We start from the raw sequence: 14,793 nt of genomic DNA on the forward strand, positions 1-14,793 counted from the left end.
GTCAGGCCTTCCTGAGCCAGTGTTCGTAGAGGTCGACGTCGATGGTGTCGACCGCGGGGCCCTGGTAGTCGGGCCAGACCTCGGCCTGTGCGAAGCGCACCCGGTACAGCATGCGCTTGGGCTCGCCGCTGCGGCCGTAGGCCAGTTCCTCGGGATTGCGGAAGGGGCCGACCGCGCGTTCGATCACGCCGCGCTTGCCGCGCACGTAGAACGGTGTGCGGATGTGGCCGGGCACGTCGGCGTCGAGCACCGCGACGGTGTCGCCGGGCGAGAGCGTTCCGGGGTTCATGGCAGCACGTCCCTGCGCTGCTCGATGTCGGCGACCTTGGCGGCCAGTTCCTCGATCGAGATGAGCCCCTTGGCGATCAGGTTGGTGCTGATCGACTGGATGCGCCGCTGCGCGTAGCCGGCGCCGTGGTAGACCTCGGCGCCGACCGATTCCAGGCCACGCCGGTTTTCGTCCACGCGCATCACGCCTTTCTGCGAGAGCAGCAGCAGCATCGCCTCCACTCGCTTCTCCCAGAGCATCATCTCGTGTTCCTGCTTCGGGATCTCGCCGGCGGGCTCGCCGCCGATGTCGTGGTAACCCTTCATGGCCGGGCCTTTCAGGCTTGAGCGTCGATAGGCCTATTCTGCATCAGCGCCGAGCCGTGTGCAGCGCCGTCAGCACGCCCGGCACTTGCCTAAAGGGGCGCGGATGAACATCATTGCCGTCCCGATTTCCCAATCCTCCAGAGGTCCTTCGATGAACCGCCTTTCCACGCCTGCCGGAACCGTCCCGCGCCGCGCGCACGCTGGCATGCCGCTCGCGGCCGCAGTGGTTTTCGCCATCGCCGCCCCCGCAGCGTCTGCCCAGGAGTTCCCCCAGCGGCCGGTGCGCATCATGGTGGGCTTCTCCGCCGGCAGCGTGGTCGACATCTCGGCACGGGTCGTTGCCGAGAAACTGTCCGACGGTCTCAAGCAACCGGTGGTGATCGACAACCGACCCAGCGCCGGTGGCATCGTCGCCGGTGAACTCGTCGCGCGCGGCAACCCCGACGGCTACACCATCCTTTCGGTGTCGGCCTCGCATGCGATCGGCCCGGCGGTGACCGCCAAGCTGCCGTACGACATCCTGAAAGACTTCGCCGGCATCAGCACCACGGTGAACGTGGCCTCGGTGCTGGTCACCGCGGCGAGCGGCCCGAAGACCGTGAAGGAACTCATCGCCCAGGCGAAGGCCAAGCCCGGCTCGATGAACTTCTCCTCCGGCGGTATCGCATCGTCGACCCACTTCGTCGCTGAACTGTTCAACAGCATGGCCGGTATCCAGGCCACGCACGTACCGTTCAAGGGCATCCCCGAGGCGCTCAACGCCGTGATCGCGGGTACCGTGAACTACACGATCACGCCGATGCCGAATGCGATCCCGCAGACCGCCAGTGGCAAGGTCAACGCCCTGGGCATCACGGTAGCCAAGCGCCAGCCGCAGATGCCCGACACCCCGACCATTGCCGAAGCGGGCCTGGCCGGTTTCCGCTACGACACCTGGTTCGGCCTGCTCGCCCCGGCGGCAACGCCGCGGCCGATCGTCGATCGCCTGAACGCCGAGGTCGTGCGCGTGCTGAACCTGCCGGAGATCCGCGAGCGCTTCCGCACGCTGGGCGCAGACCCGATCCCGATGGGTGCGCGCGAGTTCGACAAGTTCATCGCCCAGCAGGCGCAGCGCTTCGTCGAGGTGGCGAAGCAGGCGAACATCAAGGCCGAGTGACCACCGCCGGTCCAGGCATCGACGAGCGCGGCAGCGCATCGCTGCGCATCGGGATCGACCTCGGCGGCACCAAGATCGAGGCGATCGCGATCGATGCGCAGGGCGCGCAGCGCGTACGCATGCGCCGCCCGACGCCGCAGGGCGACTACGAAGCGACGCTCGAGGCGATTGTCGCGCTGGTCGCCGGGATCGAGTCCGACCCGTCGCTTGCGCCCCTTGGGCCAGCCCGGGTCGGGGTTGGCACCCCTGGCGCGTTCTCCAGCGTGACCGGCCGGCTGAAGAACGCCAATTCGACCTGCCTGAACGGCCGCGCACTCGCGGCCGACCTCGAAGCACGGCTCGCCCGGCCGCTGCGCTTCGCCAACGACGCGAACTGCTTCGCGTTGTCCGAGGCAACGGATGGCGCTGCCGCTGGAGCGCGCGTGGTGTTCGGCGTGATCCTGGGCACCGGCGTTGGCGGAGGCGTCGTGGTCGACGGGCGCGTGCTCGAAGGCCGCAACGCGATTGCCGGCGAATGGGGGCACAACCCGCTGCCGCTGATGGACGAGCATGACTGGCCGCGTCCCGACTGCTACTGCGGCCGCGCCGGATGCGTCGAGACCTGGCTGTCCGGCCCGGCCCTGGCTGCCGACCATCTGCGTACGACCGGCCAGGCGCTGTCTGCGCAGGCAGTAGCCGCCAGGGCAGCGACGGGCGATGCCCGGTGCGTGGATACGCTGGAACGCTACTGCGGGCGCGCGGCCCGCGCGCTGGCGGGCGTGATCAACCTGCTCGACCCGGACGTGATCGTGCTCGGAGGCGGCCTGTCGAACATCGATCGCCTGTACGAGCGCATCCCCGCGCTCTGGGGCGCGCATGTGTTCTCCGACCGTGTGGATACGTTGCTGGTGCGCAACCGCCACGGAGATTCGTCCGGCGTACGCGGCGCCGCCTGGCTCTGGCCGGCGCAGGGCTGAGCCCGCCGGTATTCAGTCGGCGCGCGCGCCGGAGTCGCGGATGATGCGCGCGTACTTCGGTTGTTCGGCGCGGATGAACGCGGCGAACTGCGCCGGGGTGTTGCCGACCGGTTCCGACCCGAAGGTGGCCAGCCGTTCGCGCACCTCCGGCAACTGCAGGCTGTCGACGATCGCACGGTGCAGGCGGTCGAGGATCGGTGCCGGCAGCCCGGCGGGCGCGAACACGCCGAACCAGGTGCTGATGTCGAAGCCGGGCACGCCGGCTTCCTGCATCGTCGGCAGTTCCGGCAGGAAGGCACTGCGGGTGCGGGTCGTGACCGCGAGTGCCCGCACCTTGCCGGCGCGCACCTGCGGCAATGCCGAGGCAAGGTTGTCGAACATCATCGGGACCTGTCCGCCGACGAGGTCGGCCAGTGCCGGCGCAGCACCCTTGTACGGCACATGCACCAGTTCGATCTTCGCCGCGGTCTTCAGCAGTTCGCCGGCCAGATGCCCGCCACTGCCGCTGCCGCCCGACGCGAAGGCGAGCCCGCCGGGCCGCGCCCGGGCCAGCGCGACCAGCGCCTGTACCGAATCTGCCTTGACCGACGGATGCACGACCAGCACGTTGGGCACGTTCGCGACGAGCGTCACCGGCGTGAAGTCGCGCACCGCGTCGTAGCCGACGGCCGGGTACAGGTAGGGATTGACCGCGTGCGTGGACAGCGCGCCCATCAGCAGCGTGTAGCCATCCCCCGCCGAGCGTGCGACCAGTTGCGCACCGAGGCTGCCGCCGGCGCCGGGACGATTGTCGACGAGCACCGGCTGACCGAAACGTTCCGCCAGCCGGCTGCCGATCAGCCGCGCGCTGATGTCGAGCGGGCCGCCTGGCGGGAACGGGACGACGAAACGGATCGGCTTCGAGGGCCAGGGCTCCGCGGCGGCGGCGCTGGCACTCGCTGCGGCGGCGGGCGCGGCGGCGGCGAACATCGATGCACCGACCAGCATCGACGCTGCGGCCGCGCTGCGCGAAGCGGCGATCGGGGGAGCCTGCATCCGGTGCGTGCGCGTCATTGTGCGGTGATCCCGGCCTGCCTGATCAGCCTGGCCCAGCGCTCGTACTCCTGGCCGACGAATCTGCTGAACTGCTCCGGCGTGCTGGCGATCGTCTCCAGGCCCGCCTCACTGTAGCGCGTGAGCAGGGGCGGGCTGGCCAGCGCCTTGCGCGCGGTCGCACTGATCTCCTGCACCAGGGCGGCGGGCAGGCGGGCCGGCCCGAACAGCCCGTACCAGGTGACCGACTCGAAGCCGGGCAATCCTGCCTCGCCGTAGGTCGGGGCGTCCGGCAGCGCGACCGAACGTTTCGTGGACCCGTTGGCGATGACCTTCAGCTTGCCACTCTTGACGTAAGGCAGCACGGTCGGGATGCTGGTGATGGTCAGCTGCAGCGTGCCGGCTAGCAGGTCGACGACCATCGGCGTGGTGCCCTTGTAGGGCACGTGCAGCGCCTGCACGCCGGCCGTGAAGGCGAACATCTCGAAAGCAAGGTGCGTCGAGCTGCCCTGTCCGACCGAGCCGTAGTTGAGCTTGCCCGGCTGCGCCTTCATCAGCGCGATCACTTCCTTCAGGTTGTTCGCGGGAAGCTGCGCATGGGCGACCAGGAAGAACGGGCTGTTCACCATCTGGGTGATCGGCGTGAAGTCTTTCAGCGGGTGGTATTTCACTGCGGGAATCAGCAGCGGCGCGGCGACCATTCCGGAATGCGTGCCGGTGAGCAGGGTGTAGCCGTCCGCCGGGGATACGCGCACGATCTCGTTGCCGATCGAACCACCGCCACCGGGACGCGGATCGACGATCACCGGCTGGCCCCAGAGTTTCGACAGTTCGTCTGCGGCGCCACGCGTGACGAAATCGACCGGGCCGCCGGCCGGGAAGGTATGTACCAGGCGCACCGCCCGCGACGGGAACGATTGCGCCTGTGCCGCCGTGACCGCCAGCAGCGCGGCCGTGGCCAGTGTCAGTGCCTGCGTCATGCGGACCCAGACTGTCGGTCGTATCGGGTGCATGCCGTTCGTGCGGCGTGTCGTGTCGTCCATGTCGTTCTCCTCGCGTGTCTATGGTGCCACATCGCCGCAGGTGGCCTGGCCTGCCCAAATTGCCCGGCCACGGCGGTTGCGCTATCGTCGGCGCCCCATGCAGCAACCGTGACCGAGCCAGCCGTGACCGACCAGAAGCAGCCGTCCCTACCGCCGGGCTCGCAGCCCGGCTTCCAGCCAGAGTCGCCGTCGGCGCACGCGCCGGCCGCACGCGGGTCGCTGCAACCGCTGTTCGATCCGCGCGCGATCGCGGTGCTCGGCGCCTCCGGCGATCCGGAGAAGCTGAACGGCCGCACGGTGCGCGCGCTGGTCGACAAGAAGTTCGACGGTGGCGTCTATCCGGTCAATCCGAAGTACGACCGCATCGCCGACCTCACCTGCTACCCGGACGTGCAGTCGCTGCCCGACGGCATCGACCTGGCCATCGTTGCCACGCCGGCGGCGATCGTCGCGAAGACCCTGCGCGAGCTGTCCGCACGCGGCGTGCGTGCCGCGGTGGTGTTCAGTTCCGGCTTCTCCGAGACCGGCCCGGAAGGCGCGCAGCGGGAACAGGAAGTCCGGCAGGCGATCGCGGACACCGGCATGCGCATGCTCGGCCCGAACTGCCTCGGCTTCATCAATGCCTCGCGCAACGTGATGGCGACCTTCAGTCAGTTCGCCAGCGGCCCGACGCCGCCCGGACCAGCGGCGTTCGTCACGCAGTCGGGTGCGCTCGGCACTGCCACCAACAGCACCGCCCGGCGCCGGCATTTCAATTTCGGCTACTTCATCAACACCGGCAACGAAGTCGACGTCGAGTGGTCGGAGGCGATGCGCGCGGTGCTGGAAGACCCGGCGATCCGCGTCGGCTCGGGCTACATCGAGGGGCTGCGTAACGGCGAACGGTTCATCGAGACCGCCCGCTACGCGATCGACAACGGCAAGCCGCTGGTCGCGATCAAGGTCGGCCGTACCGCCGCCGGGGCGCGCGCTGCGGCATCCCACACCGGCGCACTGGCCGGTGCCGATGCGGTATTCGATGGCGTGGCCCGGCAGTTCGGGCTGCTGCGGGTGCGCAACGAAGAACAACTGCTCGACATGGTCGAGGTGCTGTCGAGCTGCCCGCCCGCGGCCGGCAACGGCATGGCGGTGATCACGCGCTCCGGGGGCGCCGGCGTGATCATGGCCGATCGCGCGGGCGAACTCGGGCTCGAGATGGCGCAGTTCACGCCCGAGACCCGCGCCCGGCTCAAGGAAGTGGTGCCGGTGTTCGGTGCGATCGGCAATCCGGTCGATGTCACCGCGCAGGGGCTGGTCGACCCGACGCTGATCCAGAAGAGCATCGAGATCGTGCTCGAAGACCCCAACGTGCACGTCGCGATCATGTGGCTGTCGCTGACCGAGAAGCTGTGGCAGATGAACGTCGACATCTTCAAGGCCATCAAGGCGAAGTACGACAAGCCGCTGGTGGTGTGCTGGGTCAGCATCCCCGAGCAGGCGCTGCTTGCACTGCGGGCTGCGGGCATCCCGGTCATCCGGATGGCCGAGCCGTCGGTCGATGCCCTGGCCGGCCTGGTGCATTTCAGCGAGGCCCGGCGGCGCTGGCTGGCCGACCGCGAAGCCCGCGAATCGATCGCGCTGCCGATGTTGCCCACGCTGGATCGGTTGTCCGGGCAGAAGCGGGCGCTTACAACGCTTGAAGGCTCGGCGCTTCTGGCCGAAGCCGGCATCGACGCCGCGCCGGTGCGGCTGGCCACGACCGTCGATCAGGCCGTCGAGGCGGCGGCCGCGCTCGGCTACCCGGTCGCGATGAAGATCGAATCCCCGGACATCCTGCACAAGACCGAGGTGCTCGGCGTGAAACTCGGCCTTGCCGACGAGGCTGCGGTGCGCGATGCCTGGACGGTGATCCAGGGCAACATGAAGCGCAACCTGCCCGAGGCGCGCATAGACGGCATCATCGTGCAGAAGATGATGCCCGGCGATGCCGAGTTCGTGCTGGGCGTGAGCCAGGATCCGGTGTTCGGCCCGGTCGTGATGGCCGGCATCGGTGGCGTGCTGGTCGAGGTGATCAAGGATGTCACCTTCCGCAGCGCGCCGGTCACCCCGGCGCAGGCGGCCGGCATGCTCGACGACCTGCGCGGCCGGGCGATCCTGGACGGGGTGCGCGGCAAGCCGCCGGTCGACCGCGCCCGGCTGGTCGAACTCATCTGCGCGGTATCGCGCCTGGCCGCCGCTGCCGGACCGCGCGTGGCGGAGCTCGACCTCAATCCGATCATGCTCACGGCCGACGGCGCGGTGGCGGTCGACTGGCTGATCGTGATGGCGTGAGCACTGCCCGGCGCAGGGCTAGCCGTCGATCGCGCCGATCGCCCGCAGCACGCGCTCGGGCGTGACCGGGAGTTCGAGTACCTGCGCGCCCAGGGGCGCCAGCGCATCGTTGATCGCGTTGACGACCGAGGCCAGTGCGCCAGTGATACCCGCTTCGGCGCCACCCTTGGCGCCGAGCGCCGAGGTAGCCGTGGGCGTGGTGACATGGCCCACATGGATGTCCGGCATCTCGGCCGCCATCGGCACGAGGTAGTCGGCCAGCGTGGCGTTGCGCAGTTCGCCCTGGTTGCCGTACAGGCAACCTTCGAACAGTGCCTGTCCGATGCCCTGCACCGCCGCACCCCGCAACTGTTCGTCCAGCAGCAGTGGGTTTATCACCGTGCCGCAGTCGTCGACGATCCAGTGCCCGAGCACCTTGACGAAGCCGGTGCGTGTGTCCACCTCGACCCAGCTCGCGCTGGCGCCATTGGTGTAGATGCCGTCGTACTCGGTCTGCGCGTAGTGGCGCTGCGCGGCGGGCTCCGGCTGGAAGCCGCGGGGAAAGCGCTCGGGCCGGAAATAGATCGCCTCGGCCAGTGCCTGCAGCGTGCACACGCACGCCCGGTCATCGCGACGCAGGAACGTGCCGTCGACGAGCTCGAGCGCGCCGGGGCTGCATGCATGAAGCGCGGCCGCGGCTTCAACGAGCTGCGCGCGCAGGGCGACGCCAGCCTGCCACAGCGCCTCGCCGGAGATGCCGGTGCCGCGCGAACCCCAGTTGCCGCCGCTGACTGGCGTGTGCTCGGTGTCGCCCAGGAAGACCCGCACGTCGGCCATCGCGGCCCCGACCGCGTCGGCGGCGATCTGCGCCAGCGCGGTGGTCACGCCCTGCCCGGAGTCGGTCAGTCCGACCGCGCAATGGAGGCCGCCGCCCTGGGTCAGCCTGATCATCGCGCCGTCGCGGCTGGCGATCGGGGCGCCGCCGCGGCCGTAGTTGGAGGAGGAGTGGTTCGAGTTCTCCACGAAGACGGCGAGACCGATGCCGCGATAGACGCCCCGCTCGCGGTCGGCGGCCCGCTCGCGCTGATCGGCGCGCAGCCGGTCGTAGTCCATCAGCCGCGCCAGTTCATCGAGGCAGGCACACAGCGACAGGCTTTCGAAACGTGCGCCGGATGGTGCGCGATGCGGGTAGGCATCGTCGGGCACCAGGTTGCGCCGGCGAAACGCCAGCGGATCGACGCCGAGTTGGCGCGCCGCGGCATCGACCGCGGCTTCGGTGAACAGGCAGGCCAGCGGATGACCGACGCCGCGGTACTGTCCGTAGATCGCCTTGGTCTGCATCGCGACCTGGATGCGGGCCCGATACTCGGTGGCGCGATAGCAGGCGCCTGTGAGCCCGAGCACATGGCGCGACTCGTTGACGCTGCCGCGCGGGTAGATCGAGAACGGGCCGGCGCCGCACAGGTCGTCGACCTCGAAGGCCGTGAGCCGGCCGTCGGCATCGACGGCTGCACGCACGACGGCTTCATGGCCTCGCGCATGTACGTCGGACACGAAGGCTTCGAGCCGGTCGGCCACGTAGCGTATCGGGCGCCCCAGGTGCTTCGCCGCCACCGCCACCGCCGATTCGTCGCCGTAGCAGTGGATCTTCGAGCCGAACGAGCCGCCAGTGTCGGCCGCGACGACCCTGACCTGGTCGCAGCCGATGCCCAGCACGCTTGCGAACACCGCCTGCATCATCCAGGGCACCTGGGTGCCCATGTGTACCGTGAGCCGCTGCTGCGCCGCGTCCCATTGCGCCAGCAGGCCGCGCGGCTCCAGGGCCATCGCCGTCACGCGCTCGGTGCGCACGGCGAGTTCGACCACCGTGCCGGCCTGCGCGAACGCCTGCTCGACGTTCGCGGTGGCGACCGTCGCCGCGAACATGAGGTTGCTGTCGAATTCCGCATGCAGCCTGGGCGCATCGGGTTCGAGTGCCAGCCGGGGGTCGACCATCGGCGGCAGTTCGGTCCACTCGAAGGCGATCGCTTGCGCGGCGTCTTCGGCGAGCGCGCGGCTCTCGGCGATCACCAGCGCGACCGGTTCTCCGACCCAGCGCACCCGATCGCGCGCCAGCGGCCACTGCAGCGCGGCCTGCATGTCGGGCAGGTGCGCGAGCAGGCCGCGGACCGGCTGGCAATGCGGGGCGAGCGCCTCGCCGTCGTAGGCGGCCACCACGCCTTCCATGCGCAGGGCAGGCGCCAGGTCCAGCTTCACGATCGTGCCGTGCGCGACCGGGCTGCGCAGGAAAGCGGCATGCAGCAGCCGGTGGGCGGGCAGGTCGTCGACATAGGCGCCGGCACCGGTCACGAATCGCCGGGCCTCGGCGCGTACGGTCGGTTGTCCGATCGCGCGCGTGCGCAGGTTCGTCCCCTCGGGCAAGGCAGGCGTGCCGCTCATGGGGCGCCGGCGTCCGTGACGGCTTCGCCGCGCAGCCGGTGCGCGGCGAGTTCGACCGCATCGACGATGGCCTGGTACCCGGTACAGCGGCACAGGTTGCCCGACAGATACTCGCGTATCGATTCGCGCGATGGATCCGGATCAAGCTCGAGCAGTTCGGCGGCAGTGAGCAGGAACCCGGGCGTGCAGTAGCCGCACTGCAGGGCGTTGCGCTCGATGAACGCATGCTGCAGGGCCTGCATCACCGGGTCGTCCCCCTCGCCTTCGATCGTGCGTACCTGTGCTCCGTCGGCCTGCACGGCCAGTATGAGGCAGCCGCGGATGGCCGCGCCATCCACGCGCACGGTGCATGCGCCGCACACGCCATGTTCACAGCCCAGGTGCGTGCCGGTGAGTCCGCAGCGCTGGCGCAGCACGTCGGCAAGATGCTCGCGCGGCGAAACGGCGAGGCGAACCCGCTTGCCGTTGACCTCGAATTCGATGTCTGTCGTGGGTTCCAATTCACTCGCCTGCAGTCGGATGGCCGAGATCGCGCCAGGCTTCGCGCAGCAGGTGCACGGCGAGATGCCGCTTGGCCTGTGCCGAGAACCAGAGGTCGGCCCTGGGTTCCAGCTCCGCTTCGAGTTGCGCGCGTGCTTCCGCCAGGCCCGCGCCTGCGGCCAGCGCCGCGCCGCAGGCGGTGGCCCTGACCGGGGTGTCGCCGACGCCGAAGAAGACCATGCGCAGGGTCCGCCACGCACCTGGCCTGCCGCACGCCGATACGGCGAGCCCGACCGCTGCGTAATCGCCATGGCGGCGGGCAAGCTCGCGGAAGGAAAACACGGAATCGTGGCTGGGCTGGGCAAGGTCGCAACCCACCAGGAGTTCGTCGCCGCGGCGCTCGGACTGATAGAGCCCGTGGAAGAACGACTCGGCGGCAACGCAGCGTTCGCCGCCCGCGCGGCTTGCCAGGCGGATCGTCGCATCGAGGGCGACCGCGCAGGCAGGCCATTCCGCAGCCGGGTCGCCCAGCGCGAGGCTGCCGCCCAGCGTGCCGCGGTGGCGGACGGCGGGATGGGCGATCCACGGTGCCGCGGCGCGCAGCAGCGGCGCGCGCGCGGCGACCATCGGATGGACGGCTATCTCTCTGTGCCGGACCAGCGCACCGAGTTGCAGCCCACCGCCGGCGTGCGGTGCTATGGCCGCGAGGCCGTGCAGCCTGTTGATGTCGAGCACCACGGCCGGCTGCACCAGGCGAAGGTTGAGCATCGGCACCAGGCTCTGGCCACCGGCCAGCACCAGTGCGTCATCGCCATGTTCGGCAAGCACCTCGAGCGCATGCTCGACGGACGCTGCGCGAACGTATGAGAACGGTGCGGGCTTCATTGCGACGGTGGTGCGTGGGAGGCCGGTTCGCGTGGGTCGCGGCGCGCCGGACATCGACGGCCATCACCGCTTCAGTATACTCTGCGCGCCCAGCGTCAGGCCCGGGTTCCCCGTGGCAAGGCAGCGGCAGCGGCACACGATGAGCGGGACGCTTCACCGGGTCGACAGGAGGATCAATGGCGGGCATCACTGCAGGTACGGGGCGCGCGGTCGACCATCGCACGCAGGTGGGGCAGGGTCAGGCGCAGGGTATGCGTCGAGCGTCCGGCCGCTGGCTGGTGGCTTGCGCGCTGCTGGCTGTCGCCCCCGCGGCCCTCGCCCAGACGAAGGGCCAGCCCGCTGCCTCCGAAGCCTTTCCGCTCCGGCCGATCCGCCTGATGGTTCCGTTCGCACCCGGCGGGCCCACCGATTTCATCGCCCGCGTGATTGCCGGCCGACTCGGTGACCGGATGGGGCAGCCGGTCGTGGTCGACAACCGCGCCGGCGCCTCCGGCAACATCGCCATCCAGACGGTCGCCAGGGCCGTAGCCGACGGCCACACCCTGCTGTTCTCCAGCAGCAACCTGGTGTCCAATCCGCTGCTTTCGGCGGTGGCGCCGTTCGATCCGGTTCGCGATTTCGCGCCGATCTCGTATGTCGCGGTGTCACCCAACATCGTCTTCGTGCATCCGTCGGTGCCGGCGAAGACTGCCGCCGACCTGGTGGCGCTGGTCCGGTCGCAGCCCGGCAAGTTCACCTTCGGCACGCCGGGCACCGGCACCACGCCGCACATCGCCTGCGAGGCCCTGCGGCTGGCGGCCGGCGTCGACATGCAGCATGTCCCCTACAACGGTGCCGCCCCGGTGGTGACCGCGGTGCTGGGCAACCAGATACCGATCGGATGCACCGCGCTGCCGCCCACGGTCAGCCACGTGAAGTCCGGGGCACTGCGGGCGATCGCGGTGACCAGCGCCCGGCGCAGCGCGGTGCTGACCGATGTGCCCACGCTGGTCGAAGGCGGCTTTCCGAGCGTGATCGCCGACAACATGCAGGCGCTGCTGGCGCCGGCGCGTACGCCGCAGTCGGTCGTGCGCCGGTTGAACGCCGAGGTGAAGGCGATCCTCGCCGAGCCCGATGTGCGCGACCGGCTGCTGGCCGTGGGTTTCGACCTGCACGCCAGCACGCCCGAGGTGCTTGCGCGCATCATCCGGGAAGAAACCGAGCGTTATTCCAAGACCATCCGCGCGGCTGGAATCAAGGTAGAGCCGTGACCTTTCGACAGCCTCTCCGGTACCCACCATGTCCGACTCGATACTGATCGTAGGTGCAGGTGCCATCGGCGGCATGCTGGCCGGCTATCTCGGCGCAGCCGGCCGTGACGTCACCGTGTTTGCGCGCGGCGCGACCGCGCGCACGATCACCGAGCGCGGCATCCGCCTGGTCACTCCCGATCAGTCCGAGTTCCATGTGCAGCCGCGCGTCGTCGATGGCAGCGCGGCGCTGGTCCCGGCCGATATCGTGATCTTCGCGACCAAGGCATTCTCGCTCGGCGCCGCGCTGGGCCAGGTGCGCGCCGCGATCGGGCCGGATACGCTGGTCGCCCCGGTGGTCAACGGCGTTCCGTGGTGGTTCGGTACGGCGCAGCAGCCGATCCGCGCGGTGGACCCGCTCGGCGAACTCGCGGCAGCCGTCGGGCCCGAGCGGCTTGTGGGAGCCGTCACCTATTCTCCCGCATGGCGCAGCCTCGAGAACGCCACTTGGACGCAGACGGTCCCCGGACAACTGACGCTGGGGCCGGTCATCGTCGGGGCGGACCCCGCTGCCGCGGCGAGGGTCGCACAGGCGTTCGCCGGTTCGCCCTTCGAAGCCGTGGTGAGCGACGATATCCGGCGTGCGGTCTGGAACAAGTTCGTCACCAACGCCGCGTTCAACACGCTCTGCGCGCTGACGGGTGCACGGCAGTGCGATGTCGCTCGCGATGCAGCCACCGGGCCGATCGCCGAGGCCATCATGCGTGAGGTGCAAGCCCTGGCGACGGCAAGCGGCTCGGGCATCATCGGCAGCATCGAAGCGAAGCTTGCCCAGGCCAGGGACAAGGGAATCCACAAGCCCTCGACGCTGCAGGACTTCGAAGCCGGGCGCGAGATCGAGATCGGCGCGCTGGTCGACGCCCCGATCGAGCTGGCCGAGCGCTACGGCGTGCCGATGCCGGAGCTCACCCGCATCGGCGCGCTGCTGCGCCTGAAGGCATCGGTCGCAGGGTTGCTGCCAGCCACTGCTTGAGCCGGTCCGGTCGAGAGGTCGAGCAGGATCCCGAAGGTCTTGCCCGTTTTGCCGGGGGCGGCAAATCTGCTATGTTCACCGCCCCTGCTCCCGTCACCCAAGCCACACTCGAAGAGGCCCGGCATGAACGACGCACTGCCCGCCCTGCAAGGCATCACCGAGCGGATGATCGTCCGCAAGGAAGGTCCCCTCGGCTGGATCGTTTTCAACCAGCCGCCCCGGCACAACGCGATGTCCGTCGACATGTGGGAGTCGCTGCCGAAGATCCTCGACGCCTACGAGGCCGATCCCGAGATCCGCGTGATCATCATCACCGGTGCCGGCGACAAGGCGTTCGTGTCCGGCGCCGACATCTCGCAGTTCGGCGAGCGCCGCGGCACGATGGAGGCGGTGAAGGAATACAACGCCATCGCCGACCATGCGAACGACCGCCTGCAGGCCTGCGGCAAGCCGGTGATCGCCATGATCCGCGGCTTCTGCATCGGCGGTGGCCTCGGCATCGCGCTCGGCGCCGACATCCGTATCGCCGCCGAAGACTCGCAGTTCTCGGTGCCGGCCGCCAAGCTCGGGCTCGGCTACCGTTTCGCCGGCATCAAGCGCCTGTCCGATATCGTCGGCCCGTCGTTCGCGGCCGAGATCTTCTACACGGCGCGCCGCTTCAACGCGAAAGAGGCCGAGACCATGGGCCTGGTCAATCGCGTGGTGCCGGTCGACCAGATCGAGAAGTACACCCGCGACTATGCGATGGTGATCGCCGGCAACGCGCCGGTGACCATCGCCTCGGTGAAGCTGATCGTCAAGAACATCCATGCAGACCCCGCCGAGCGCGACCTCGACGCCTGCGCGAAGGCGGTCGAGTTCTGCTACACGACCGAAGACTACAAGGAAGGCCGCACCGCCTTCATGGAAAAGCGCAAGCCCCAGTTCAAGGGGCGCTGACAGGCAGGCAGCAGTCCACGCGTGCCACCACGCTCAGGGAGAGGCCATGAAACGCAGGGAAGTGCTTGGGTCGCTTGGGGGTCTGGCCATGGCTGCAGGCCTGCCCGCACACGCGCAATCGAAGCTCGACGTACCGGCGGGGCGTTACCGGCTCGATCCGACGCACGCGAGCCTGCTGTGGCGGATCAGCCACTTCGGCCTGTCGAACTATACGGCGCGGTTCACCCGCTTCGACGTCCAGCTGGACTTCGATCCGGCAGACCTCGCGCGCAGCAGCGCGCAGGCGACGATCGACATGGCATCGATCGAGACCGACTATCCGCCCGGATTCAACAAGCGGGACTGGAACGGCGACCTGCGCAGCGAGAAGTTCTTCAACGTCGCCAAGTTCCGCGAGGCTACCTGGCGATCGACGAAGGTGCAGTCTGTCGAGGGCAACCGGATGCGGGTGGCCGGAGACCTGGCCCTGCTCGGCGTCTCCGCGCCCGTGTCTCTTGAGGTCACCCTCAACGCGGGCTTCCGGTCACGCCCGCCGACCAACCTGCCCACCATCGGCTTCTCGGCGCGAGGCACGCTCGATCGCCGCATGTTCGGCATGCTGACCCCGCCGCCGCCCACGCCGCCGGAGCCGGGCGTTTCGGCGTCGGTCGAGATCATCATCGAAGCCGAGTTCATCCTGCCTGCCTGAGGCACGCCGGACGCTACCGCTTCTCCTGGA

14 protein-coding genes are annotated in these 14,793 nt (G+C 69.4%); 7 read left to right on the forward strand and 7 right to left on the reverse strand.

Annotated features, from left to right (window positions below; translation table 11 throughout):
* Nucleotide 1 precedes the first annotated feature (1 nt).
* Complete coding sequence (locus ING98_17535; GenBank protein MCA3103673.1) at nt 2-289, reverse strand: nitrile hydratase subunit beta; 288 nt, start codon at nt 287-289, stop codon at nt 2-4.
* On the reverse strand, nt 286-594 hold the full coding sequence (locus tag ING98_17540; GenBank protein ID MCA3103674.1) for a nitrile hydratase subunit beta: 309 nt from the start codon (nt 592-594) through the stop codon (nt 286-288). The genes ING98_17535 and ING98_17540 overlap by 4 nt, the downstream gene beginning before the upstream one ends.
* A gap of 151 nt (nt 595-745) precedes the next feature.
* Between ING98_17540 and ING98_17545 the strand changes: the two genes are divergently transcribed.
* Together ING98_17545 and ING98_17550 are read left to right on the forward strand one after the other, a co-directional pair.
* On the forward strand, nt 746-1,750 hold the full coding sequence (locus ING98_17545) for a tripartite tricarboxylate transporter substrate binding protein (protein MCA3103675.1): 1,005 nt from the start codon (nt 746-748) through the stop codon (nt 1,748-1,750).
* A gap of 41 nt (nt 1,751-1,791) precedes the next feature.
* Complete coding sequence (locus ING98_17550; GenBank protein MCA3103676.1) at nt 1,792-2,706, forward strand: ROK family protein; 915 nt, start codon at nt 1,792-1,794, stop codon at nt 2,704-2,706.
* A 12-nt stretch (nt 2,707-2,718) separates the two neighbouring features.
* On the opposite strand, the gene ING98_17555 is transcribed toward ING98_17550, so the two are convergent.
* Entirely contained in the window at nt 2,719-3,675 is a 957-nt protein-coding gene (locus ING98_17555) for a tripartite tricarboxylate transporter substrate binding protein (GenBank protein MCA3103677.1), read from the reverse strand.
* Between the two features lie 80 nt (nt 3,676-3,755).
* Nucleotides 3,756-4,718, reverse strand: a complete 963-nt coding sequence (locus tag ING98_17560; protein MCA3103678.1) for a tripartite tricarboxylate transporter substrate binding protein — start codon at nt 4,716-4,718, stop codon at nt 3,756-3,758.
* On the opposite strand from ING98_17560, the gene ING98_17565 reads away from it, so the two are divergent.
* Nucleotides 4,623-7,091 (forward strand): acetate--CoA ligase family protein, encoded by a 2,469-nt coding sequence (locus ING98_17565; GenBank protein MCA3103679.1) that lies wholly within the window; start codon nt 4,623-4,625, stop codon nt 7,089-7,091. The two genes, ING98_17560 and ING98_17565, sit on opposite strands and share 96 nt — an antisense overlap.
* A gap of 18 nt (nt 7,092-7,109) precedes the next feature.
* On the opposite strand, the gene ING98_17570 is transcribed toward ING98_17565, so the two are convergent.
* The 3 genes from ING98_17570 to ING98_17580 are packed head-to-tail and all read right to left on the reverse strand — an operon-like array spanning nt 7,110 to nt 10,874.
* Nucleotides 7,110-9,509: a xanthine dehydrogenase family protein molybdopterin-binding subunit gene (locus tag ING98_17570; GenBank protein ID MCA3103680.1), complete on the reverse strand. Its 2,400-nt coding sequence runs from the start codon at nt 9,507-9,509 to the stop codon at nt 7,110-7,112.
* Nucleotides 9,506-10,009 carry a (2Fe-2S)-binding protein gene (locus ING98_17575; GenBank protein MCA3103681.1) on the reverse strand — a complete coding sequence of 168 codons (504 nt, stop codon included), beginning with the start codon at nt 10,007-10,009 and terminating at the stop codon, nt 9,506-9,508. Before ING98_17575 ends, ING98_17570 begins: the two co-directional genes overlap by 4 nt.
* 1 nt (nt 10,010) lies before the next feature.
* On the reverse strand, nt 10,011-10,874 hold the full coding sequence (locus ING98_17580) for an FAD binding domain-containing protein (GenBank protein ID MCA3103682.1): 864 nt from the start codon (nt 10,872-10,874) through the stop codon (nt 10,011-10,013).
* Nucleotides 10,875-11,050: 176 nt separating this feature from the next.
* Here ING98_17580 and ING98_17585 point away from each other — a divergent pair, with 176 nt between their 5' ends.
* From ING98_17585 to ING98_17600, 4 genes are all read left to right on the forward strand, one after another.
* The gene (locus ING98_17585) at nt 11,051-12,124 is read left to right on the forward strand and encodes a tripartite tricarboxylate transporter substrate binding protein (GenBank protein ID MCA3103683.1); all 1,074 of its coding nucleotides are present in this window, start codon (nt 11,051-11,053) and stop codon (nt 12,122-12,124) included.
* Nucleotides 12,125-12,152: 28 nt separating this feature from the next.
* A complete protein-coding gene (locus ING98_17590; GenBank protein ID MCA3103684.1) occupies nt 12,153-13,136 on the forward strand; it encodes a 2-dehydropantoate 2-reductase in 984 nt (327 codons plus the stop codon).
* Nucleotides 13,137-13,259: 123 nt separating this feature from the next.
* Entirely contained in the window at nt 13,260-14,075 is an 816-nt protein-coding gene (locus tag ING98_17595) for an enoyl-CoA hydratase/isomerase family protein (protein ID MCA3103685.1), read from the forward strand.
* 46 nt (nt 14,076-14,121) lie between these two features.
* The gene (locus tag ING98_17600) at nt 14,122-14,763 is read left to right on the forward strand and encodes a polyisoprenoid-binding protein (protein MCA3103686.1); all 642 of its coding nucleotides are present in this window, start codon (nt 14,122-14,124) and stop codon (nt 14,761-14,763) included.
* Nucleotides 14,764-14,793 lie beyond the last annotated feature (30 nt).

This window comes from Rhodocyclaceae bacterium (genome assembly GCA_020248265.1).
Lineage (GTDB): Bacteria > Pseudomonadota > Gammaproteobacteria > Burkholderiales > CAIKXV01 > CAIKXV01.